The following is a 20,002-nucleotide window of genomic DNA, read 5'->3' on the forward strand; positions in this document are numbered from 1 at the left end:
TGGTTAAATATCGGCGCTTGCTTACAAATCGTCCCGGTATTTCACCCGACATCATGCGCAATCTCTCCATCGCCAGCCGCATCAGCCTCGGCTTTTTCCTGCTACTCATCCTGCTGGCCAGCGCCGGCCTGATCAGCCACCTCGGCCTCAACCGCGTCGAACAGCGGGTCAACGAGGTAGTGTCGCAAGACCTGCGCTTCTACAACGCGCTGGTCGACGCCCGCTACCACATGGGCAATCTGCGCCGCTTCGAGAAAGACAGCTTCATCAACCTGGCCGACCCGGCCAAACGCCGCGACTACCAGCAGAAGTGGCAGGCCAGCCTGAAGAGCGCCAACGCGGCGATCGACCAGGCCGCCGCGCTGCCGCTGCCGGGTGAGCTGGCGCAGCAGGTCGATAGCTTGCGCGGCCAGCTGGCCGCCTACGCCGCCGGCGCCAACAGCGTGTTTGCGCGACTCGACAGCGGCACGATCAGCAGCACCGCCGATGCCAACGCGGCGATCAATCAGTACAAAGGTCAGGTGCACGCGATGGAGGACACGCTCAACCAGTTGGCCGAGCGCGCCCGCAACAGCGCCGACCAGCTCGACGCGCACATCATCGACAGCGCCAACCAGGTCCGCGCACTGCTGCTGACGCTGGTCGCCGCCGGTATCGTCGGCGGCACCCTGCTCGCCTTCGTCATCGTGCGTTCGATCCGCACCCCACTCGACCGGATCGCCAGCGTCAGCCAGGAACTGGCCGAGCGCCGCGACCTGAACACCGTGCTGCCGGCGCTCGGCCGCAACGAAGTCGGCCGCACCGCCGAGGCGTTCAACGGGGTGCTGGAGACGATGCGCGCGCTGATCCACGAGTCGCACCAGCACTCGGCGCACCTGGTCGGCGCCGCCCAGCAGCTCGACGGCGTCGGCAGCCAGTTGGCCGGCTCGGTCGAGTCGCAGGCGCAGGCCGCGTCGGCCAGCGCCGCGGCGGTCGAAGAGATGACCGTCAGCATCAACCACGTCGCCGGCAGCACCCACGGCGTCGAGGGCAAGGCGCGCGAAGCCAGCGAGATGGCGACCCGTGGCAGCGAGCTGGCCGAACGCGCCACCGGCCAGATCCGCCAGATCGCGCAGAGCATCGGCGACACCACCGAGCGGATCGACCAGCTGGAGAAGCGCTCCGGCGAGATCGGCAACATCGTCCAGGTGATCCGCGACATCGCCGAGCAGACCAATCTGCTGGCGCTGAACGCGGCGATCGAGGCGGCGCGTGCCGGTGAGACCGGCCGCGGCTTCGCGGTGGTGGCGGACGAGGTGCGCAAGTTGGCCGAACGTACCAGCCAGGCAACCAGCGAGATCGCCGCGCGGATCGACGGCGTGCAGGACGACACCCGCTCGGCCGCCGCCAGCATGCACGAGGCGCGCCGTCGCATCGACAGCGGCGTCGACGGTACCGAACAGGTACAGCAGGCGCTGACGACGATCCGCACACTGTGCGGCGAGTCGGTCGACAGCATCGCCGACATCGCCAGCGCGATCCAGGAGCAGAGCCAGGCCAGCCACGACATCGCCCGCAACGTCGAGCAGATCGCGCAGATGAACGACGGCAGCAGCCGTTCGGCGCAGCAAGCGCACCAGCTCGTGCAGGAACTGACCGCGCTCGCCAACGCGCTCGACAGCGGCCTGAACCGCTTCAAGGTGTAAACGACTCAGCCCGTCCGGAAACGACAACGCCGCCCGATCGGGCGGCGTTTTTCATGCCAACTTGATTTCGGCCAACGTCAGCCGGCGGCGCTCAACTCGCGACGTTTCTCGCGCACGTAGCCGACCACGCCGACGAAAAACAGCACGGTCAGCGTCACCTCGCCGAGCGCCAGCTGCTGTGCGAGGCCGCGGTCGGCCCAACCGCGCATCACCCCCTCGGTGAAGAACGCCAGGATGAACATGCTCGACCACTGGTAGGTGTAGACCCGTTCCTTCAGGATGCCCATCAACGGCAACAGCAGCAGCACCGCCTTGATCGCCAGGAACGAGCCGCCCGGGCGCAACGGCGCCAGCCACAGCTCCCAGGCCAGCGACAGCAGAATCAGCGCGACCAGGCTCAGCACCGCGATCCAGTGAAACAGTCGGGAATTCACGCCTGCTCCGCCTCGCTGTCGTCGCGTTTGATCGGCTTGCCGAGGAACACCGCCATCACGATGCCGGCCTCGTAGAGCAGCCACAGCGGCACCGCCAGCATCGTCTGCGACAGCACGTCCGGCGGGGTGACGATCGCCGCCACCACGAAGGCGCCGACGATCACGTACGGCCGGCCCTGACGCAGCGACGCGACCGACACCACCCCCATCTTGGTCAGCAGGATCACGATCACCGGCACCTCGAAGGTGACGCCGAAGGCGATGAACATGCCGAGTACGAACGACAGGTATTTGTCGATGTCGGTCATCATCGACACGCCGGACGGGGTGACCGAACTCATAAAGTGGAACACCACCGGGAACACCAGGAAGTAGGCGAACGCCATGCCGACGAAGAACAGCAGCACGCTCGACACCACCAGCGGCAGCACCAGCTTCTTCTCGTGGGTGTAGAGCGCCGGCGCGACGAAGGCCCAGATCTGGTACAGCGTGTTCGGCAGCGAGATCAAGAACGCCACCAGCATGGTGACCTTCAGCGGCACGAAGAACGGCGCGGTCACGTCGGTGGCGATCATCTTACTGCCGGTTGGCAGCACGTCCATCAGCGGCTTGGCGAGCAGGTGGTAGATGTCGCCCGACCAGTGGAACAGGCCGAGGAACACGATCAACAGGCCGAGCAGCGCCCGTACCAGACGGGTGCGCAGCTCGATCAGGTGGGCAAGGAGCGGTTGTTCGTTCATGGATGCGACGGTGGGGCCGGCGGCGTGGCCGACGGCGGGGTGGACGGAGCGACGGCCGGCTGCGGCGACGCTTCGGCCGACGTCGGCATGACGTAGGCGGAGGGCTCAACGAGCGGTGCGACCATGGCGACCGACGGCGCGAGGGCCGGCGGAGTGGCCGGTGTATCCGGCGCTTCGGTGACGGCGGCCTTGGCCTCGCCGGCCAGCTCGTGCAATTCGGCGCTAGCCGCCTGCGCTTCGCCGATGACGCTGGCCTTCACCTCGCCGAGCGCCTGCTCGGCCGACTGGGCCGCCGCGGCGATCTCGCCGCGCACGCTCTCGGCGCCCGACTTGACCTCGGCCAGCTCGGACTCGATGCGCCGCTGGAAGGTCTGCGCCGCGTCCTGAATGTCGCTCTGCAGCGCCGTCAGACCGGACAGGTTGGTCTCGCGCTGGATGTCGGCCTTGACGCTGGTGACAAAGCGCTGCAGCCGTGCCACCAGCGCGCCGAGGGTGCGCGCCACGGTCGGCAGGCGCTCGGGGCCGAGCACGACCAGCGCCACCACGCCAATCAGCAGCAGTTCGCCAAAACTGATCTCGAACACGGTAGCGGCTTACTTCTTCTCGGCTTCGCCGTCGATCACGCGGCCACTGGTCGGCGGCTCGGCGGCGGCGTCGGCCTTGTCGTTCTCGCCCTTCATGCCTTCCTTGAAGCCGCGCACCGCGTTACCCAGGTCTTCGCCGACGTTGCGCAGCTTCTTGGTGCCGAACACCATCACCACCACCAGCAGCACGATCAGCCAATGCCAAATGCTAAACGAACCCATGATCTTTCCTTCCTGAATGTTGCCGGACCCGGCACCCGCGCCGGACCCGTTGAATTAGCGCCTCAGCCCTTGTGGCCGAAGACATGGATGTGCAGGTGGAACACTTCCTGACCGCCGCCGTGCCCGGTGTTGATGCCGGTCTTGAAGCCGTGGCCGAGGCCCTGCTCGCTCGCAAGCCGGGGCGCCAGCGCCAGCATCTTGCCGAGCAGCGGCTCGTCGGCCGACTCGGTCGTCGCCAGCGACGCGATGTGGCGCTTCGGGATGATCATGAAGTGCACCGGCGCAATCGGCCGGATGTCGTGGAAGGCGAACACGTCCTCGTCTTCGTACACTTTGTTGGCCGGCAGTTCGCCCGCCGCGATCCTGCAAAACAGACAGTCGCTCATCGTGTTCCCCCTGCTCAGTCGTTGGTGCGCGATGCTTTTTCGTCGTGACCGGAAATGCCTTCGCGGCGCTTCAGTTCGGCCAACACGTCGTCCGGGCGCAGGCCGTGATAGGCCAGCAGCACCATGGTGTGGAACCACAGGTCGGCCACTTCGCGCACCAGCGGCAGCTTTTCGCCATCTTTGGATGCCATCAGCACCTCGGCGGCCTCTTCGGCCACTTTCTTCAGGATCGCGTCCTCGCCCTTGTGGAACAACGAGGCGACGTACGAACTTTGCGGGCTGGCTTCGCGGCGCGCTTCCAGCGTGTCCGCGATCGATGCGAGAACCTCGGCGGCGACCATGCTCATCCTTTCCTTGCACCAGCCGTATGCCGGCGAGTGTCTGTCTGTTCGGTTACAAATATCTGACTATCTAAAGCAATTTTACCCGGCAATACCGGTGCTGTCCGGTCTCAGTGACCGTGGCCGTGCGCGTAGATCGCTTGCGGGTCTTTCAGCACCGCGTCGACCACCACCCACTCGCCGTTTTCAAAGCGGCGGTAGAAACAGCTCTCGCGGCCGGTGTGACAGGCGATGCCGCCCTGCTGCTCGACCCGCATGATCACCACGTCGCCGTCGCAGTCGAGGCGCAGTTCCTTGACCTGTTGCAGGTGGCCGGATTCCTCGCCCTTCTTCCACAAGCGCTGGCGCGAGCGGCTCCAGTAATGGGCGATCTGGGTGTCGGCGGTCAACGCCAGCGACTCGCGGTTCATCCACGCCACCATCAGCACCCGCCCGGTTTCGGCGTCCTGCGCGATCGCCGGCACCAGGCCGTCCTGGTCCCATTTCACTTCATCAAGCCAATTCATCTGAAAAACCTTTTTAGCCACAGAATCCACAGAAAAAAGCCAACCCTTCGGGAGGCCACAGGCGCGGAGTTTGCTCTCCGTGGTTTCTGTAGATTCTGTGGCAAAAATTCTTTATTACAGCCGGACCTCGATGCCGGCCGCCTGCATCGCCAGCTTCGCCTCGCGCACCGTGTACTCGCCGAAGTGGAAGATGCTCGCCGCCAGCACCGCGTCGGCGTGACCGTCCTTCACCCCGTCGATCAGATGCTGCAGGTTGCCGACGCCGCCCGAGGCGATCACCGGGATGTCGACCGCGTCGGACACCGCGCGGGTCAGCGGCAGGTTGAAGCCGATCTTGGTGCCGTCGCGGTCCATGCTGGTCAACAGGATCTCGCCGGCGCCGTACGCCTGCATCTTCCTTGCCCATTCGACTGCGTCGAGGCCGGTACGGTTTCGTCCGCCGTGAGTGAAAACTTCCCAGCGGTCGTTTTCCGGCGTCACCGCCTTGGCGTCGATCGCCACCACGATGCACTGACTGCCGAAGCGGTCAGACGCCTCGCGCACCAGGTCCGGGTTGGTCACCGCCGAGGTGTTGATGCTGACCTTGTCGGCGCCGGCGTTCAACAGTCGCCGGATGTCGTCGACGCGACGGACGCCGCCGCCGACGGTCAGCGGGATGAACACCTGCGAGGCGACCGACTCGATCACGTGCAGGATCAGGTCGCGGTCGTCGGAGCTAGCGGTGATGTCGAGGAAGGTCAGCTCGTCGGCGCCTTCGTCGTTGTAGCGGCGCGCGATGTCGACCGGGTCGCCGGCGTCGCGCAAGCCTTCGAAGTTGACGCCCTTGACCACACGGCCGGCGGTGACGTCGAGGCAGGGGATGATGCGTTTGGCTAGAGCCATGGCGGGATACTCACAGTGCAGAGGCGCAGGGTGGGCCGAAAACCGGCCCACCCTGCGCCCGATCGGGTGACGCGGTGCTCAGGCTTCCGACAGCTCGTCGGCCAGCGCCTGCGCCTGGGCGAAGTCGATGCTGCCCTCGTAGATGGCGCGACCGGTGATCGCGCCCTCGATGCCCTCGCCCTCGACCGCGCACAGGCCGCGCACGTCGTCGAGGTTGGTCAGGCCGCCCGAGGCGATTACCGGCACGCGCAGCGCCTGCGCGAGCTTCACCGTCGCGTCGATGTTGACGCCGTTCATCATGCCGTCGCGGCCGATGTCGGTGTAGATCACCGAGGCCACGCCGTAGTCCTGGAAGCGCTTGGCCATCTCGATCACGTCGTGGTTGGTGACCTTGGCCCAGCCGTCGATCGCCACCTTGCCGTCCTTGGCGTCGAGGCCGACGATCACCTGGTCCGGGAAAGCGTCGCAGGCATCGTGCAGGAAGCCCGGGGTCTTCACCGCGGCGGTGCCGATGATCACGTACTCGAGACCGAGATCGAGGTACTTCTCGATGGTGTCGAGGTCGCGGATACCGCCACCGAGCTGCACCGGCATGTCGTTGCCGACTTCGGCGAGTATCTCGCGGATCACGCCGAGGTTCTTCGGCTTGCCGGCGAACGCGCCGTTCAGGTCCACCAGATGCAGCCGGCGCGCGCCCTGATCGCGCCAGTGCAGCGCGACCTTGACCGGGTCGTCGGAGAATACGGTGGCGTCGTCCATCACGCCTTGTTTGAGGCGGACACACTGACCGTCTTTCAGGTCGATAGCGGGGATGAGCAGCATGATGCGTTGCGTCGTTCTAGGAAGTTAAACAGTGCCGTCCCAGGCGAGGAAGTTCTTCATCATCTGAAGACCCGCCCGGTGGCTCTTTTCGGTGTGAAACTGGGTGGCGAACACATTGTCACAACCGATGATGCATGAGAAGCGCTCGGGGTACTCGCTGTCGGCGAGACTCAGGTCCGCTTCGGCCGGCGCGAAGTAGTAGCTGTGCACGAAGTAGAAGCGCTCGCCGTCGTCGACACCGGCGAACAGCGGGTGCGGCCGACGCTGGAACACCCGGTTCCAGCCCATGTGCGGCACCTTTAGCCGTTCGCCGTTGGCATCAAGCAGGCCGCTGGCGAAGCGGCGCACCTCGCCGCGGAACAGGCCGAGGCCGGGCGTGTCGCCTTCCTCGCTGTGCTCGAGCAAGAGCTGGGCGCCGACGCAGATGCCAAAGAACGGCTTGGTGGCGGCGCTCTCGCTCACCGCCTCGGCCAGGCCGTGCGCGTTCAGTTCACGCATGCAGTCGGGCATCGCACCCTGGCCGGGGAACACCACCTTGTCGGCACGGATCACCACGTCCGGGTCGCTGGTCAGCACGACCTCGGCACCGGCTTCGTTGACGGCTTCGATCGACTTGAGCACCGAGTGCAGGTTGCCCATGCCATAGTCAATAACGGCGACTTTCATCGGTATCTTAATGTGTCAGGTTCGGGGTGAAGCAAAACTCCAGCGCAATTCCGCTGGGGTCGGTAAAAAAAACATCGCGTAGTAGCTTTCGCTGTACTGCGGGTACTCGGCCGGCGGCGCGGCTCGCCGCGTTGAACGCCAGGTACTGCACACCATAGCGCCGGAATACTGCATCCTGCTCCCGACTCGGCTGCAGGTAAAGCTCGACGCCACCAGCGGCGTAAGCGATCGAGTCGGTCGAACGGCGCGGCGACCAGCACACAAGCGGCCTCACCCGGTCGTAGAATGCCAGGCTTGCCGCCGGGTCGCACACCCAGGCACTGGTCATTCAGCCCCGACGCGACCGCGCTCATGCGGTCAGCGTGCCCTTGGTCGACGGCATGATGCCGGCCATCCGGTCGTCGAACTCACAGGCCATCCGCAGCGCCCGGCCGAAGGCCTTGAACGCGGTCTCGGCCTGGTGGTGGCTGTTCACGCCGCGCAGATTGTCGATGTGCAGCGTCACCATGCTGTGGTTGACGAAGCCGTGGAAGAACTCGCTGAACAGGTCGACGTCGAAGCCGCCGATCGCCGCACGGGTGAAATCGATGTGGTACTGCAGCCCCGGCCGACCGGACAGGTCGATCACCACGCGCGAGAGCGCCTCGTCAAGCGGCACGTAGGCGTGACCGTAGCGGCGGATGCCCTTCTTGTCGCCGATCGCGCGGGCAAACGCCTGGCCGAAGGTGATGCCGATGTCCTCGACGGTATGGTGCGCGTCGATGTGCAGGTCGCCACGGGCAGTAATTTCGAGGTCGATCAGGCCGTGACGGGCGATCTGGTCGATCATGTGGTCGAGAAAGGGCACGCCGGTGTCGAAACGGCCGACGCCGGTGCCATCGAGGTTGATCGAAACGGTGATCTGGGTTTCCAGCGTGTTGCGGGTAACGGTGGCGATACGCATCTCAGTGGCCAAAGTAGTCGTTCAGTACGGCAAGCACCGCGCCGTTCTCGTCCGGGCTGCCGACGGTGAATCGCAGGCAGTGGTCGAGCAGCGGGTGGGCGCCGTGCAGGGTCTTGATCAGAATATTGCGCTGTTTCAACGCGGCGAACAGCGCCGGCGCATCCGGCACGCGGGCGGTGACGAAGTTGGCCTCGGACGGGAACACCGTCACGCCGGCAAAACCGGCCAGCGCTTCGGCCAAGCTGGCGCGCTCGGCGCGCAGCGTGGCGGCCTGCGCGTCGAACACCGCCTGGTGCTCCAGCGCGAAGCGTGCGGTCGCCAGCGTCAGCACGTTGACGTTGTACGGCGGACGCACCTTGTCGAGTTCGGCGATCCACGCCGCACTGCCGGCCGCGTAGCCGAGCCGGATACCGGCGAGGCCGAGCTTGGACAGCGTGCGCATCACCAGCAGGTTATCGACCGTACCGGCGAGGCCGATGAAGCTGTCGTCGGCGAACGCCTGATAGGCCTCGTCGACCACCACCAGCCCCGGCGCCGCGTCGATAATCCCCTCGACGTCGCGGCGCGAGAAGCGGTTGCCGGTCGGGTTGTTCGGATAGGCAAGGTAGACCACCGCCGGCTGGTGCTCGGCGATCGCGGCGAGCATCGCCGGCATATCGAGGCTGAAGTCGGCCTTGAGCGGTACGCCGACGTAGTCGAGGCCGGAGAACAGCGCGTTCATCTTGTACATCACGAACGACGGCTCAGGAGCCACCACGCTCGCGCCGGGGCGCGCCAGCGCCTGGCTGATCAGCGTGATGATCTCGTCCGAGCCGTTGCCGAGCAGCACCTGGGCCGCCGCGGGGATGCCGAAGGCGCGCTTGAGCTCGTCCTTCAGGCCAGCGCCGCTCGGGTCCGGGTAGCGGTTGATCGCCACCTCGGCGAGCCGCTGGCCGAGCTCGGCCGCCAGCACATCGGGCAGGCTATAGGGGTTTTCCATCGCGTCAAGCTTGAGATAGCCGGCCGCATCGGCGACGTGATAGGCGCCGATGGCGAGGATTTCCGGGCGGACCCAGGCGGCTGCAGACTGTTTCATTTCCATGTCCGCGGCCCGCGCAAGCGGGCCGCTATTGGTTACATCGTTGACTTGTCTAGCTTTTCATCGTACCGCGTTCGCGGCCGCGTTGCCATGCCGGCCTTTCGGCCAAGCTCAGTCCTTCAGGCGCAGCTCGGCGGCGCGGGCGTGCGCGGTCAGCCCTTCGCCGTGCGCGAGCAGGCTGGCAATCCGGCCGAGCGGCTGCGCACCGGCTTCGGAGACGCGGATCAGGCTGGTGCGCTTCTGGAAGTCGTACACGCCCAAGGGGCTGGCGAAGCGGGCGGTGCGGCTGGTCGGCAGCACATGGTTCGGCCCGGCGCAGTAGTCGCCGAGGCTCTCCGAGGTAAAGCGGCCCATGAAGATCGCCCCGGCGTGCTTCAGCTTCGGCAGCCAGGCCTCCGGCTCGGCCACCGACAATTCCAGGTGTTCCGGCGCGATGTAGTTGGCGATCTCGCAGGCCTCGGCCAGATCGGCGACCTGGATCAGCGCGCCGCGGTTGCCGAGCGACGCCTCAATGATCGCGCGGCGCGGCATGGTCGGCAGCAGCCTGGCGATGCTCGCCTCGACCCTGTCGAGGAACTCGGCCGACGGCGCCAGCAGGATCGCCTGGGCGATCTCGTCGTGCTCGGCCTGCGAAAACAGGTCCATCGCGATCCAGTCCGGATCGGTCTCGCCGTCGCACACCACCAGGATTTCCGACGGGCCGGCGACCATGTCGATGCCGACCACGCCGAACACGCGGCGCTTGGCGGCGGCGACGTAGGCGTTGCCCGGACCGGTAATCTTGTCGACCTGCGGGATGGTTTCGGTGCCGTAGGCGAGCGCGGCCACCGCCTGCGCGCCGCCGGCGGTGAACACCTTGTCGACGCCGGCGATGTAAGCCGCCGCCAGCACCAGGTCGTTCTTCTCGCCGTTCGGCGTCGGCACCACCATGATGATCTCGCCGACACCGGCCACCTTGGCCGGCAGCGCGTTCATCAGCACCGACGACGGATAAGCGGCCTTCCCGCCCGGCACGTAGATTCCGACGCGGTCGAGCGCGGTCACCTGCTGACCGAGCAGCGTGCCGTCCTCGTCCTCATAGCTCCACGAAGCCATCCGCTGCTTTTCGTGATAGCGGGTGACGCGCGCCGCGGCGGCCTCGAGCGCCTCGCGCAACTCGGCCGACAGGCGCTCGTAGGCGGCCTTCAGTTCGGCGCGGCTCAGCGTCAGCTCGGCAATGCCGGCGGCGTGCATGCGGTCGAAGCGGTTGGTGTACTCGACCACCGCGGCGTCGCCGCGGGCCTTCACGTTGTCGCAGATCGCGGCCACGGCCGCGTCGACTGCCGGGTCCTGCGCGGTTTCGAACGCCAACAGCGCCTTCAGGCGGTCGGCAAAGTCGGACTGGGAAGAAGCAAGACGCAGCATGGTATTACCTTCAGGCCGGCACCGCCGACGCGAAGGCGTCGAGCACCGGCTGGATCGTGTCGTATTTCAGTTTCAGCGCGGCCTGGTTCACCACCAGCCGCGAGCTGATGTCGGCGATGTGCTCCACCGCCTCCAGATTGTTCGCCTTCAGCGTGCCGCCGGTCGACACCAGGTCGACGATCGCGTCGGCCAGGCCCACCAGCGGCGCCAGCTCCATCGAGCCGTACAGCTTGATGATGTCGACGTGCACGCCCTTGGCGGCGAAGTGCTCGCGGGCGATCTGCGGGTACTTGGTCGCCACCTTCAGCCGTGCCCCCTGGGTCACCGCCGCGTGGTAGTCGAAGCCCTTCTTCACCGCGACCATCATCCGGCACTTGGCGATATTCAGATCGATCGGCTGGTAGAGGCCGGCGCCGCCGTGCTCGATCAGCACGTCGCGACCGGCGATGCCGAGGTCGGCCGCGCCGTACTGCACATAGGTCGGCACGTCCGAGGCGCGCACGATCACCAGCTGCACGTCGGGACGGTTGGTACCGATGATCAGCTTGCGCGAGGATTCCGGGTTTTCCGCCGGCACGATGCCGGCCGCGGCCAACAGCGGCAGCGTTTCGTCAAAGATCCGCCCTTTCGAGAGGGCAATAGTCAAATTCATGATGCGTTCAGCCAAATTCAGTAATTAACCCACCAGGCTGCGCCGCTCGCGGTCGAGCTGGGCGACGAAACGCTGAACCAGCGACTCCATTGCATTGGAGAGGCCGATGAAGGCGCAGCCGAGACGCAGCACCTGCTTGCCGTTGCGTTGCAGCACCGGCTGGTGGTGGCGGACTTCCAGATCGACGCGCAGCACGCCGAGCGGCTTCAGGTCGATCAGGCAGCCGGAAAAAATCGTACCGATCTCATAACCGGCGTCGCTGGTATCGGGCAACCAAAGCCCGACGCCGCCCAGACTGATGTCAAACAAGGGCAGCTGTACCGGCCCCGCAGCATGCTCGGGGATCTGGCATTCGATCGGGGTGGTCACGCGGGTCGGCACCCGGAAGAATTCGCGACGCTGCAGCTTGATCACTTCAACCGGCAGCTCTACTTCAAACGCCGGCTTGCCGTCGAAGTTGACCTGATGCGCCCGGCCGGTGGAAAACTGGGTCTTCACCCCTTCGGGGGCGCAGACGAACACATGACGCTCGCTCGCCAGCAGCTGCTGGTTGGCGTCGGTGTCGCCACCCCAGTCGAAGATCAGCGTGCCGTTGCGCTGGTCGACTTCCAGAAGTCGGGTCAGGATGAACGTCTTGCCGTGGTTCGAGAACACGGTCAGCATCTGGCCAGCGTTGACGATGCTCTTCAGATGATGGGCCACGCTGACCGGCGTGCTCAGCGTAAAGCGGGCAAGATCGAGCTGCTCGTCGTTTTCGGCAGCCAACAGGGGTGAAACGGTTTCTTCGGTCACTTGAGTCATCCAGGCTCGTCAGACAATCGGCGGCGGACAGTTTAGCGCAACAGCAGTTGAAGATCATTGGCAAGTTGCCCGGCGGTGGCGCCGTAGGGCTCGTACGCCCTGAGTTGCCCCTCTCGGTCGAACAGGTAGCTGCCGGCGCTGTGGTCGACGGTGTAGCTCCCCGCTGCGCCCGCCTGCTTCTTCGCCACCACCTTGAATTGCGCCGTCACTTTGTCCACTTCGGCAGGCGAACCGGTCAGCCCGACAAAGCGCGGGTCGAAGTGCGGCACGTAGCCGGCCAACACTGTCGGCGTGTCGCGTTCGGGGTCGACGGTCACAAACAGCACCTGCACTTGGCCCGCCTTGCCGCCGAGCAACTTCATCGCATTGGCGAACTCCAGCATCGTGGTCGGGCAGACGTCGGGGCAGTGGGTGTAGCCGAAGAACAGCGCTACCGCGCGCCCCTTGAAGTCGGCCAGCGAACGCGGTTTGCCACCCTGATCGGTCAGGGTAAAGTTGCCGCCGAAGTCCACGCCGGTGATGTCCGTGCCCTTGAACGGCAACGGCTCCGGTTTTGACGGCGCACAAGCGACCAGGCCGGCCAGCACGAGGCCAGCCACCAGCAAGCGGAAAAAAGCGAACATTCAGCTGACGGAAAAATAGAGGTAGTGATCGAGCAGCAGGGCGGTGAACAGCCAGGTCAGGTACCAAATCGACCAAAGGAAGGTGCGCCGTGCCAAAGCATCAGCATACTGGCGATGCAGACGGCCAGCAAGGTAAAGGAACCGGGCATTCAGCCCAAGCCCCAGCGTGAGATACACCCAGCCGGCCTCGCCCAGCGCGACCGGCAGCAGCGTCACCGCCGCCAGCAGCCAGGTGTAGAGCAGTACCGACAGGGTGGTGAAACGCTCGCCGTGCGTCACCGGCAACATCGGCAAGCCGGCGGCGCGGTAATCGTCGCGCCGGTACAGCGCCAGCGCCCAGAAGTGCGGTGGCGTCCAGGTATAGATGATCAGGAACAGCACCAGCGCGGTCGCGCCGATCTCGCCGCTGACCGCCGCCCAGCCGAGCACCGGCGGCATCGCGCCGCTGGCGCCGCCGATGACGATATTCTGCGGGGTGTTCGGCTTGAGCAGCAGGGTATAGACGATGGCGTAACCGACGAAGGTGCCTAGCGTCAGCCAGGCGGTCAGCACGTTCACCAGTGCCACCAAGAGCGCCATGCCGAGCCCGCCGGCGGTCAGCGCGACGATCAGGATCTCGGCGGCGTCCAGCTCGCCGCGCGCGCTGGCGCGCCAGGCGGTACGGCGCATCCGGGCGTCGATGGTGCGTTCGACCAGGCAATTGATCATCGCCGCCGAGCCGGCCACCAGCGCGATGCCGAGCGTCGCCGGCACCACCACGCGCCAGTCGGGCAGACCCGGCGATGCCAGGAACATGCCGATCACCGCACAGAACACGATCAGGCTCACCACCCGCGGCTTGGCCAGTTGCCACAGCGCACGGACATGCTGTTGCGTCAGTTGTGTCGTCAGGCTGCTCATCACGCCTCTCCTTTCGGCCAACGGCCCAGCCCCCATCCCGCGGATCGCCCCCGATGGTTACCCAGCCCCCCGCCCTGCCAGCGCGGCGCCCTGGCCGCGCCCGGCTGCTTTACCGTGCGGCCGACAAGCAGCAGACTGACCGTCAGCAACAGCATCGCGCCGGCGTTATGCGCCACCGCGATCGGCAACGGCAGGTAGGCGAGCACATTGGTGACCCCCAGCGCGATCTGTACGACCCACACCAGCCCCAGTAGCACCAGCCGCGGGCGCAACGACACCACTCGCCAGCCTAGCCACAGATAGCGGAGCAGCGCCAGCGACACCATCAGCGCGCCGAGCCGGTGCAGCCAGTGGATGGTGATCAGGTTGGCAGGATCGAGCGGCGCGCCATCCGGGGTCTCGCCCAATTCGCGGAAGAGATGAAAGGCGTGATCGAAGCGCAGCGTCGGCACCATTTCGCCGTTGCAGCTCGGGAATCCCTGGCAGGCCAGCGCCGCATAATTCGCCGAAGTCCAGCCGCCGAGCAGTATCTGGCCGACCACCAGGGCCAGCAGCACCCAGCCGGTGCGTTGCACCGTGCGGGGCACCTCGATACGGGCCAGTCGGTCGGACAGGGCCAGCCAGCCGAGCGTCGCGACGATGGTCATGCCGCCGAGCAGGTGGGCCGTGACGATCGCCGGCTTGAGCAGCAGCGTCACCGTCCACATGCCGAGCAGCCCCTGCAGCACCACCGCGCCGAGCAGGAAACCGGCCGCCAGCCGCTGCTGCCGGCGGCGGAACGCGAGCAGTGCGATCACCACGATCAACAATCCCAGCGTGCTGGCCGCGTAACGGTGGATCATTTCCTTCCACGCCTTGGCGAAACTGACCGCCCCCCCCGGATCGGCGCTCATCGCCGCGCTGATCGGGGTCGCGGCGTGCGCCGGTGAAAGCTGGCCGTAACAGCCCGGCCAGTCAGGGCAGCCGAGCCCGGCGTGCGACAGCCGAACGTAAGCACCGAGAGGCACCACCAGCAGTGCCAGCAGAAAAGCCAAGCCGATCCAGCGTTTCATATCCCCCCCTTTGCCCAAGACCACGACCTTGCGCCGATCGGTGAGTCAACCCAGCCCGTTATTGGTTTTCAGCACCCGCGTCAGCTCGCGTATCACCCGGGTCGGGTCGGCCGAATCCGGGTAGAACATCACCTGATTGCCGAGCGGGTCGACCAGGTAGTAGCCGGGGCGTTCGGCCAAGCGATCCAAGCCGCCACTCACCAGCGTCACCACGCCATCCTCCTTATCCTTGTCCACCAGTACGGCGGACTGCAGTCTCACCCGCACCAGCCGGTCGGCCGCCTCGCCCTGCGCGGTCTGGATCTGTTTCAAGACAAACCGGCGCTGCCGACAAGCGGCGTCGCACGCGGCCGGTTCGACGCTGACCAGCGCCCAGCGCTGCCGTGGCCAGCCGGGCGCCTGGCTGGCAGCGAACGGCTCGGTCGGCAGCAGCTGGCCGTAGCTGCGGCCGCCTTCGACCCAGCCACTGCGATAGAGTCCCCAGGATGCCAGCACCGGGCTGACGCATAACAGCGCCATCAGCGCGAGCTTGAAGCGGGTGCGTCGTTGCTTAGTCATGGCGACGTCTCCACAAGACGATGGCGGCCGCGCACAGGCAAGCGCCGAGCAATAGCCACTGCAGGGCGTACGCGTAGTGGCGCTGCGGACTGAACGGCGGCCGGCTAGGCAGGGCCAAGAGAGGCGGTTCGGCCTGGGGCAAGGCCACCAGGCCCTGCCGCAGCGGCACGCCGAGCCGGGTCGCGAGCTCGACGGTGTCGAGCACGTCGACCCGCCCTGCCACGCCACGCACCGCGCCCGGCAGGGTGAAATGCTGCGGCAGCGGCAGCCAGCGACCGGTCAGCTCGCCAGCCAGCGGCGGCAGAGGCTCGGTAACCTGTCCGGTCGGCAACCAGCCGCGCTCGACCAGCACGGCACTGTTGTCGGGCAACCGCATCGCCTGGATCACCCGCACGCCGGGTTGATCGTCACGGTAGACGTTGTTGAGTAGGATGGCCGGCCCCACCGCTTGGCCACGCAGCCAGACCGGCTGCCAGCCCGGCTCGGCGTCCAACGGCAACTCGGCTAAAGTCAGAGCGCCGTGACGGGCTACCTGATCGAACGCCGCCAGCGCCGCGGCGCGCTCTTGACCGCGCTGCCACTGCCACACCGCCAGCACAAACGGCAAGAGGGCGATCAGCAGCAACAGCCAGATAAGCCACGCGGAGCGCGCCGGTCTAGACTGGGACAAGACCTCATCGGGAGAAGTCATGAAATTGTTCGTCATGGTCATGCTGTTTGCCATCGTGCTGGCGTTGTTCTGGGGGTTGACCGGCGTACTCAAGGGCGGCCCGGGTTCGACCCGCGCGGTCCGGTCGCTGACGCTGCGCATCGGCTTGTCGCTCGGCTTGTTCCTGCTGCTGCTCATCGGCGGCTGGCTCGGCTGGTGGCATCCCCACGCCCTGTAGGCGAGCACGTCACAACCAGTACACGAACACGAACAGCAACAGCCAGACCACGTCGACGAAGTGCCAGTACCAGGCGGCCGCCTCGAAGGCGAAGTGGTTGTGCTCGTCGAAGTGGCCGCGCAACACCCGCAGCAACACTACGAACAGGATGATGGTGCCGAGCAGCACGTGCAGGCCGTGAAAACCGGTCAGCATGTAGAAGGTCATGCCGTAGGCGCCGGCGGCGAGCGTCAGGTTGAGTTCGGTCAGCGCGTGGTGATACTCGACGAACTGCAGCGTCAGGAAGCTCGCTCCGAGCAGCACGGTCATCAGTAGTCCGATCGCCAGCTGGCTGCGGCGGCCACGGATCAGCCCCCAGTGCGCCCAGGTCACCGTGGCGCCGGACGTGAGCAGCAGCAGTGTGTTGATCGCCGGCAGCCCCCAGGCGGCGACCGCTTCGTAGTGCTGGGTGATGCCCGGCCCGGTGGACAGCGGCCAGACCGCGGCAAAGTCCGGATAGAGCAACTTGTGCGTCATGTCGCCCAGCTCCGGCACCGAGATGGTTCGCACGTAGAACAGCGCACCGAAGAAGGCGGCGAAGAACATCACCTCGGAAAAAATGAACCAGCCCATCCCCCAGCGGAACGACATGTCCTCCTTGCCGTGATAGACGCCGTTGAGGCTTTCGCGGATCACGTCGCCGAACCAGCCGAACAGCATCCAGAGCAGGATCGCGAAACCGAGCGCCAGCAGGAGCTTGCCGGCCGGCAGGCTGTTGACGGTCAACGCCGCGCCCAGCCCCAGGCAGAACAGCGCGACCGAGCCGACCAGCGGCCAGCGCGACGGCGAAGGCACGAAGTAGTGGTTTTGTTCGGTGGATTCCATCATCGCTTGGTCCTTATTGAGGATCGCTGCCCCGTGCCGTGGTAGCTAACATCGAAATTCAGCGGACGACAGGCGGCTTTTGGCGGTCTGCTGGAGCGACTTTCGCCGAAGTAGACGACCGGAGATGTCAAACACGCCGAGTTAGACTTTCTCTGCCGCCTTATATAACTCGGTGTTCTCGCGTTTGATCCTGACTTCTAGCGCTTGAATCACCGCTTTGGCTTCTCGTAGGAACACGTCAGGTTCTGCGGCGATTCTCTGTGCCGTTCCCCAGCGTAACTTGAAGGCCGTATACGTCTCTGTCAGGCTCCCCATTTCTCGTTGGAACGATTCGGCCAAGGCTTTTGCTGGCCCGGCTGACTTGATCAGCTTCGGGTAAAGGAACAGGTCTTCCTTGCCGAGATGAATGGTGAGTTTGGTGCTCAATTGCATCAGATCGGCGGCTATTGCCGAGGCGGATTCACTGCTGCCCATATTGATCGTAGTTAAGTGCCCACGCAGCTTGGTGACAATTGCCGCCAAGTCTGCGTGTTCTTGATAAAACGAGCTCATGTCCATGAAGATCTCCTTAGCTGGTTGGAAAGTCACCTAACGGCCACGACTAACTCTGTCACTACGGTTCGGCCAAGCTACTGGCCAACCAGTACAACACCCCAAGCAGACAGACCGCGATCACGATTGTGGTCACGATCAGCTGCGGCACCGACAAGCTGCTGTCACGTTCTGCCTCTGTCTTGCGGCGCACACCGAAAAATGCCGCCAATACTGCCTTCACCCCGGCCAAGAGCTTCATGACCCTCCCTGCCCCGGCACGTCGAAGATCGTGTACGCCAGCGTGATCGTGCCGATGTCGCGCGGCATCTTCGGGTCGATCACGAACACCACCGGGAAGCGCTTGGTCTGCCCCGGCTCGAAGCTCTGCTGGCGAAAGCAGAAGCAGTCGAGCTTCTTCACGTACTCGCCGGCTGCGGCCGGCAGGTAACGCGGGATCGCCTGGCCGACCACGCGCCGGTTCGACGCGTTGGTAATCTCGTAATCAACCCGGATGAACTCGCCGGTTTTCGCCTTAAGGTGTTGCGTCAGCGGCCGCACCTGCCAGGGCAGGCCTGCCTGCACCATCGAGTCGAAGGTCATCGCCACCTCGGCGCCGCCGGCCACTTCGCCGGCCCGGGCCGGTACGGTGTCGGCCACCGCCACCTGGTTGAGCCCGGTCACCTCGCAGATCACCCGGTACATCGGCACCAGCGCCCAGGCGAAACCGAACATCAACAGCGCAATGACCGCGAGTTTCCTTAGCAAAAGCAGGTTGGCCGAATGCTGGCTGCCGTCCATGACCGTGACCTCAGTGGTGCTTGCCACCCTTCATGGCGCGGATCGCGCCGTTCTCGGCCACCTCCAGCTCCGGCGCCTCGGCAAAGCTGTGGTACGGCGCCGGGGTCGGGATCTGCCATTCCAGCGTGTCGGCACCTTCCCAGGGCTTTTGCGGCGCCGGATCGCCATTCTTGATCGACACCAGCATGTTGTAGAGGAAGATCAGCTGGCCGAGGCCGAAACAGAAGGCGCCGATGCTGGCAATCTCGTTGAAGGTGGTGAACTGCAGCGCGTAGTCGGGAATCCGGCGCGGCATGCCGGCAAGGCCCAGGAAGTGCATCGGGAAGAAGGTGACGTTGAACCAGATCATCGACCACCAGAAGTGCAGCTTGCCGAGCCGTTCGTTGTACATCTTGCCGGTCATCTTCGGGAACCAGTAATAGATCGCCGCGAACAGGCTGAACAGCGCGCCGGCCACCAGCACGTAGTGGAAGTGCGCCACCACGTAGTAGCTGGCGTGCAGCGCGATATCGACAGCGGCCACCGACAGCGTCACCCCGGACAGACCACCGATGGTGAACAGCATGATGAAACCGATCGCGAACAGCATCGGTGTCTCGAAGGTCATAGCGCCTCCCCACATCGTGGCGATCCAGTTGAACACCTTCACCCCGGTCGGCACGGCGATCAGCATCGTCGCGTACATGAAGAACAGCTGCGCGGTGGCCGGCATGCCGGTGGCGAACATGTGGTGCGCCCAGACCATGAACGACAGGATGCCGATCGAGCTGGTTGCGTACACCATCGAGGTGTAGCCGAACAGGGGCTTGCGCGCGAAGGTCGGGATCACGTGGCTGACGATGCCGAACGCCGGCAGCGCCATGATGTACACCTCGGGGTGGCCGAAGAACCAGAACACGTGCTGGTAGAGGATCGGGTCGCCGCCACCGGCCGCGTTGAAGAAATGGGTACCGAAGTGACGGTCGGTCAGCACCATGGTCACCGCACCGGCCAGCACCGGCATCACCGCGATGATCAGGTAGGCGGTGATCAGCGTCGCCCAGGCGAACATCGGCATCTTCATCAGCGTCATCCCCGGCGCGCGCAGGTTGAGGATGGTGACGATGATGTTGATCGAGCCCATGATCGAGCTAATCCCCATGATGTGGATCGCGAAGATGGTCATGTCCATGCCCATGCCCATCTGCGTCGACAAGGGCGCGTACAGCGTCCAGCCGGCCGCCGCGGCACCACCAGGTACCGCGAACGACACCAACAACAGCAGTGCCGCCGGCGGCAACAGCCAGAAGCTCCAGTTGTTCATCCGCGCGAACGCCATGTCCGGCGCGCCGATCATCAAGGGCAGCATCCAGTTGGCGAGCCCGGTGAACGCCGGCATGATCGCGCCAAACACCATGACCAGGCCGTGCAGCGTGGTGAACTGGTTGAACAGCTCGGGCTGGAAGAACTGCAGGCCAGGGCTAAACAGTTCGGCGCGGATGCAAAGCGCCATCACCCCGCCCGACAGGAACATCGTGAAGCTGAACCACAGGTAGAGCGTGCCGATGTCCTTGTGGTTGGTGGCGGTCAGCCAGCGCGACAGCCCTGACGGCTTGCCGTGCGAGTGTGGGGCGTGCTGGGTATCGGTAACGGTTGCCATC

At 65.4% G+C, this 20,002-nt stretch carries 28 protein-coding genes; 2 read left to right on the forward strand and 26 right to left on the reverse strand.

Annotated elements, in window-relative coordinates:
- The first annotated feature begins 53 nt into the window (after positions 1-53).
- Positions 54-1,685 carry a methyl-accepting chemotaxis protein gene (locus tag ACZ2IA_RS11265; protein WP_470292675.1) on the forward strand — a complete coding sequence of 544 codons (1,632 nt, stop codon included), beginning with the start codon at positions 54-56 and terminating at the stop codon, positions 1,683-1,685.
- A 77-nt stretch (positions 1,686-1,762) separates the two neighbouring features.
- Here ACZ2IA_RS11265 and ACZ2IA_RS11270 read toward each other — a convergent pair whose 3' ends face one another.
- From ACZ2IA_RS11270 to ACZ2IA_RS11370, 21 genes are all read right to left on the reverse strand, one after another.
- The gene (locus ACZ2IA_RS11270) at positions 1,763-2,119 is read right to left on the reverse strand and encodes a DUF2069 domain-containing protein (RefSeq protein WP_470292676.1); all 357 of its coding nucleotides are present in this window, start codon (positions 2,117-2,119) and stop codon (positions 1,763-1,765) included.
- A complete protein-coding gene (gene tatC, locus ACZ2IA_RS11275; protein WP_470292677.1) occupies positions 2,116-2,859 on the reverse strand; it encodes a twin-arginine translocase subunit TatC in 744 nt (247 codons plus the stop codon). Before tatC ends, ACZ2IA_RS11270 begins: the two co-directional genes overlap by 4 nt.
- A complete protein-coding gene (tatB, locus tag ACZ2IA_RS11280; RefSeq protein ID WP_470292678.1) occupies positions 2,856-3,443 on the reverse strand; it encodes a Sec-independent protein translocase protein TatB in 588 nt (195 codons plus the stop codon). The genes tatC and tatB overlap by 4 nt, the downstream gene beginning before the upstream one ends.
- Before the next feature lie 9 nt (positions 3,444-3,452).
- Positions 3,453-3,665: a Sec-independent protein translocase subunit TatA gene (gene tatA / locus ACZ2IA_RS11285; RefSeq protein WP_470292679.1), complete on the reverse strand. Its 213-nt coding sequence runs from the start codon at positions 3,663-3,665 to the stop codon at positions 3,453-3,455.
- A 62-nt stretch (positions 3,666-3,727) separates the two neighbouring features.
- Positions 3,728-4,051: a histidine triad nucleotide-binding protein gene (locus ACZ2IA_RS11290; RefSeq protein WP_470292680.1), complete on the reverse strand. Its 324-nt coding sequence runs from the start codon at positions 4,049-4,051 to the stop codon at positions 3,728-3,730.
- 14 nt (positions 4,052-4,065) lie between these two features.
- Positions 4,066-4,392, reverse strand: coding sequence for a phosphoribosyl-ATP diphosphatase (locus tag ACZ2IA_RS11295; protein WP_470292681.1), 327 nt, complete (start codon positions 4,390-4,392; stop codon positions 4,066-4,068).
- Positions 4,393-4,502: 110 nt separating this feature from the next.
- Complete coding sequence (hisI, locus tag ACZ2IA_RS11300) at positions 4,503-4,898, reverse strand: phosphoribosyl-AMP cyclohydrolase (protein WP_470292682.1); 396 nt, start codon at positions 4,896-4,898, stop codon at positions 4,503-4,505.
- A 114-nt stretch (positions 4,899-5,012) separates the two neighbouring features.
- A complete protein-coding gene (gene hisF / locus ACZ2IA_RS11305; RefSeq protein ID WP_470292683.1) occupies positions 5,013-5,780 on the reverse strand; it encodes an imidazole glycerol phosphate synthase subunit HisF in 768 nt (255 codons plus the stop codon).
- A 78-nt stretch (positions 5,781-5,858) separates the two neighbouring features.
- Complete coding sequence (gene hisA, locus ACZ2IA_RS11310) at positions 5,859-6,602, reverse strand: 1-(5-phosphoribosyl)-5-[(5-phosphoribosylamino)methylideneamino]imidazole-4-carboxamide isomerase (protein WP_470292684.1); 744 nt, start codon at positions 6,600-6,602, stop codon at positions 5,859-5,861.
- A gap of 24 nt (positions 6,603-6,626) precedes the next feature.
- Positions 6,627-7,268, reverse strand: a complete 642-nt coding sequence (gene hisH, locus ACZ2IA_RS11315; RefSeq protein ID WP_470292685.1) for an imidazole glycerol phosphate synthase subunit HisH — start codon at positions 7,266-7,268, stop codon at positions 6,627-6,629.
- Positions 7,269-7,275: 7 nt separating this feature from the next.
- On the reverse strand, positions 7,276-7,596 hold the full coding sequence (locus ACZ2IA_RS11320; RefSeq protein ID WP_470292686.1) for a VOC family protein: 321 nt from the start codon (positions 7,594-7,596) through the stop codon (positions 7,276-7,278).
- A gap of 21 nt (positions 7,597-7,617) precedes the next feature.
- Positions 7,618-8,211 (reverse strand): imidazoleglycerol-phosphate dehydratase HisB, encoded by a 594-nt coding sequence (gene hisB, locus ACZ2IA_RS11325; RefSeq protein ID WP_470292687.1) that lies wholly within the window; start codon positions 8,209-8,211, stop codon positions 7,618-7,620.
- A gap of 1 nt (position 8,212) precedes the next feature.
- Positions 8,213-9,286: a histidinol-phosphate transaminase gene (gene hisC, locus ACZ2IA_RS11330; RefSeq protein ID WP_470292688.1), complete on the reverse strand. Its 1,074-nt coding sequence runs from the start codon at positions 9,284-9,286 to the stop codon at positions 8,213-8,215.
- A gap of 114 nt (positions 9,287-9,400) precedes the next feature.
- Positions 9,401-10,693, reverse strand: a complete 1,293-nt coding sequence (gene hisD / locus ACZ2IA_RS11335; protein ID WP_470292689.1) for a histidinol dehydrogenase — start codon at positions 10,691-10,693, stop codon at positions 9,401-9,403.
- A gap of 10 nt (positions 10,694-10,703) precedes the next feature.
- Positions 10,704-11,345: an ATP phosphoribosyltransferase gene (gene hisG, locus ACZ2IA_RS11340; RefSeq protein ID WP_470292690.1), complete on the reverse strand. Its 642-nt coding sequence runs from the start codon at positions 11,343-11,345 to the stop codon at positions 10,704-10,706.
- Positions 11,346-11,369: 24 nt separating this feature from the next.
- On the reverse strand, positions 11,370-12,146 hold the full coding sequence (locus ACZ2IA_RS11345) for a flagellar brake protein (RefSeq protein ID WP_470292691.1): 777 nt from the start codon (positions 12,144-12,146) through the stop codon (positions 11,370-11,372).
- A gap of 32 nt (positions 12,147-12,178) precedes the next feature.
- Positions 12,179-12,769 carry an SCO family protein gene (locus tag ACZ2IA_RS11350; protein WP_470292692.1) on the reverse strand — a complete coding sequence of 197 codons (591 nt, stop codon included), beginning with the start codon at positions 12,767-12,769 and terminating at the stop codon, positions 12,179-12,181.
- Complete coding sequence (cyoE, locus tag ACZ2IA_RS11355) at positions 12,770-13,669, reverse strand: heme o synthase (RefSeq protein WP_470292693.1); 900 nt, start codon at positions 13,667-13,669, stop codon at positions 12,770-12,772.
- Complete coding sequence (locus tag ACZ2IA_RS11360; protein WP_470292694.1) at positions 13,669-14,721, reverse strand: COX15/CtaA family protein; 1,053 nt, start codon at positions 14,719-14,721, stop codon at positions 13,669-13,671. The genes cyoE and ACZ2IA_RS11360 overlap by 1 nt, the downstream gene beginning before the upstream one ends.
- Positions 14,722-14,766: 45 nt before the next feature.
- On the reverse strand, positions 14,767-15,279 hold the full coding sequence (locus tag ACZ2IA_RS11365; RefSeq protein WP_470292695.1) for a redox-active disulfide-containing membrane protein: 513 nt from the start codon (positions 15,277-15,279) through the stop codon (positions 14,767-14,769).
- A complete protein-coding gene (locus ACZ2IA_RS11370) occupies positions 15,272-15,970 on the reverse strand; it encodes an SURF1 family protein (protein WP_470292696.1) in 699 nt (232 codons plus the stop codon). The genes ACZ2IA_RS11365 and ACZ2IA_RS11370 overlap by 8 nt, the downstream gene beginning before the upstream one ends.
- Here ACZ2IA_RS11370 and ACZ2IA_RS11375 point away from each other — a divergent pair.
- A complete protein-coding gene (locus tag ACZ2IA_RS11375) occupies positions 15,969-16,166 on the forward strand; it encodes a DUF2909 family protein (RefSeq protein WP_470292697.1) in 198 nt (65 codons plus the stop codon). The genes ACZ2IA_RS11370 and ACZ2IA_RS11375 overlap by 2 nt on opposite strands.
- 9 nt (positions 16,167-16,175) lie before the next feature.
- On the opposite strand, the gene ACZ2IA_RS11380 is transcribed toward ACZ2IA_RS11375, so the two are convergent.
- The 5 genes from ACZ2IA_RS11380 to ctaD form a co-directional block, all read right to left on the reverse strand.
- Positions 16,176-17,033 (reverse strand): cytochrome c oxidase subunit 3, encoded by an 858-nt coding sequence (locus ACZ2IA_RS11380; RefSeq protein ID WP_470292698.1) that lies wholly within the window; start codon positions 17,031-17,033, stop codon positions 16,176-16,178.
- Between the two features lie 138 nt (positions 17,034-17,171).
- Positions 17,172-17,588, reverse strand: coding sequence for a hemerythrin domain-containing protein (locus ACZ2IA_RS11385; protein WP_470292699.1), 417 nt, complete (start codon positions 17,586-17,588; stop codon positions 17,172-17,174).
- 55 nt (positions 17,589-17,643) lie between these two features.
- Positions 17,644-17,823: a DUF2970 domain-containing protein gene (locus ACZ2IA_RS11390; protein WP_470292700.1), complete on the reverse strand. Its 180-nt coding sequence runs from the start codon at positions 17,821-17,823 to the stop codon at positions 17,644-17,646.
- Complete coding sequence (locus tag ACZ2IA_RS11395; RefSeq protein ID WP_470292701.1) at positions 17,820-18,362, reverse strand: cytochrome c oxidase assembly protein; 543 nt, start codon at positions 18,360-18,362, stop codon at positions 17,820-17,822. The genes ACZ2IA_RS11390 and ACZ2IA_RS11395 overlap by 4 nt, the downstream gene beginning before the upstream one ends.
- A 10-nt stretch (positions 18,363-18,372) precedes the next feature.
- The gene (gene ctaD / locus ACZ2IA_RS11400) at positions 18,373-20,001 is read right to left on the reverse strand and encodes a cytochrome c oxidase subunit I (RefSeq protein ID WP_470292702.1); all 1,629 of its coding nucleotides are present in this window, start codon (positions 19,999-20,001) and stop codon (positions 18,373-18,375) included.
- Between the last annotated feature and the right edge of the window lies 1 nt (position 20,002).

The sequence above is a fragment of the Crenobacter sp. CS_VA4 genome (assembly GCF_055597485.1).

Excerpts from the sequence above, each read along its gene's own strand:
- ACZ2IA_RS11265 (WP_470292675.1), top strand. The coding sequence starts at position 54 with ATGCGCAATCTCTCCATCGCCAGCCGCATCAGCCTCGGCTTTTTCCTG.
- tatC (WP_470292677.1), bottom strand. The coding sequence starts at position 2,859 with ATGAACGAACAACCGCTCCTTGCCCACCTGATCGAGCTGCGCACCCGT.
- tatA (WP_470292679.1), bottom strand. The coding sequence starts at position 3,665 with ATGGGTTCGTTTAGCATTTGGCATTGGCTGATCGTGCTGCTGGTGGTG.
- ACZ2IA_RS11290 (WP_470292680.1), bottom strand. The coding sequence starts at position 4,051 with ATGAGCGACTGTCTGTTTTGCAGGATCGCGGCGGGCGAACTGCCGGCC.
- ACZ2IA_RS11295 (WP_470292681.1), bottom strand. The coding sequence starts at position 4,392 with ATGGTCGCCGCCGAGGTTCTCGCATCGATCGCGGACACGCTGGAAGCG.
- hisI (WP_470292682.1), bottom strand. The coding sequence starts at position 4,898 with ATGAATTGGCTTGATGAAGTGAAATGGGACCAGGACGGCCTGGTGCCG.
- hisF (WP_470292683.1), bottom strand. The coding sequence starts at position 5,780 with ATGGCTCTAGCCAAACGCATCATCCCCTGCCTCGACGTCACCGCCGGC.
- hisA (WP_470292684.1), bottom strand. The coding sequence starts at position 6,602 with ATGCTGCTCATCCCCGCTATCGACCTGAAAGACGGTCAGTGTGTCCGC.
- hisH (WP_470292685.1), bottom strand. The coding sequence starts at position 7,268 with ATGAAAGTCGCCGTTATTGACTATGGCATGGGCAACCTGCACTCGGTG.
- ACZ2IA_RS11320 (WP_470292686.1), bottom strand. The coding sequence starts at position 7,596 with ATGACCAGTGCCTGGGTGTGCGACCCGGCGGCAAGCCTGGCATTCTAC.
- hisB (WP_470292687.1), bottom strand. The coding sequence starts at position 8,211 with ATGCGTATCGCCACCGTTACCCGCAACACGCTGGAAACCCAGATCACC.
- hisC (WP_470292688.1), bottom strand. The coding sequence starts at position 9,286 with ATGAAACAGTCTGCAGCCGCCTGGGTCCGCCCGGAAATCCTCGCCATC.
- hisD (WP_470292689.1), bottom strand. The coding sequence starts at position 10,693 with ATGCTGCGTCTTGCTTCTTCCCAGTCCGACTTTGCCGACCGCCTGAAG.
- hisG (WP_470292690.1), bottom strand. The coding sequence starts at position 11,345 with ATGAATTTGACTATTGCCCTCTCGAAAGGGCGGATCTTTGACGAAACG.
- ACZ2IA_RS11345 (WP_470292691.1), bottom strand. The coding sequence starts at position 12,146 with ATGACTCAAGTGACCGAAGAAACCGTTTCACCCCTGTTGGCTGCCGAA.
- ACZ2IA_RS11350 (WP_470292692.1), bottom strand. The coding sequence starts at position 12,769 with ATGTTCGCTTTTTTCCGCTTGCTGGTGGCTGGCCTCGTGCTGGCCGGC.
- cyoE (WP_470292693.1), bottom strand. The coding sequence starts at position 13,669 with ATGAGCAGCCTGACGACACAACTGACGCAACAGCATGTCCGTGCGCTG.
- ACZ2IA_RS11360 (WP_470292694.1), bottom strand. The coding sequence starts at position 14,721 with ATGAAACGCTGGATCGGCTTGGCTTTTCTGCTGGCACTGCTGGTGGTG.
- ACZ2IA_RS11365 (WP_470292695.1), bottom strand. The coding sequence starts at position 15,279 with ATGACTAAGCAACGACGCACCCGCTTCAAGCTCGCGCTGATGGCGCTG.
- ACZ2IA_RS11375 (WP_470292697.1), top strand. The coding sequence starts at position 15,969 with ATGAAATTGTTCGTCATGGTCATGCTGTTTGCCATCGTGCTGGCGTTG.
- ACZ2IA_RS11370 (WP_470292696.1), bottom strand. The coding sequence starts at position 15,970 with ATGACTTCTCCCGATGAGGTCTTGTCCCAGTCTAGACCGGCGCGCTCC.
- ACZ2IA_RS11380 (WP_470292698.1), bottom strand. The coding sequence starts at position 17,033 with ATGATGGAATCCACCGAACAAAACCACTACTTCGTGCCTTCGCCGTCG.
- ACZ2IA_RS11385 (WP_470292699.1), bottom strand. The coding sequence starts at position 17,588 with ATGGACATGAGCTCGTTTTATCAAGAACACGCAGACTTGGCGGCAATT.
- ACZ2IA_RS11390 (WP_470292700.1), bottom strand. The coding sequence starts at position 17,823 with ATGAAGCTCTTGGCCGGGGTGAAGGCAGTATTGGCGGCATTTTTCGGT.
- ACZ2IA_RS11395 (WP_470292701.1), bottom strand. The coding sequence starts at position 18,362 with ATGGACGGCAGCCAGCATTCGGCCAACCTGCTTTTGCTAAGGAAACTC.
- ctaD (WP_470292702.1), bottom strand. The coding sequence starts at position 20,001 with ATGGCAACCGTTACCGATACCCAGCACGCCCCACACTCGCACGGCAAG.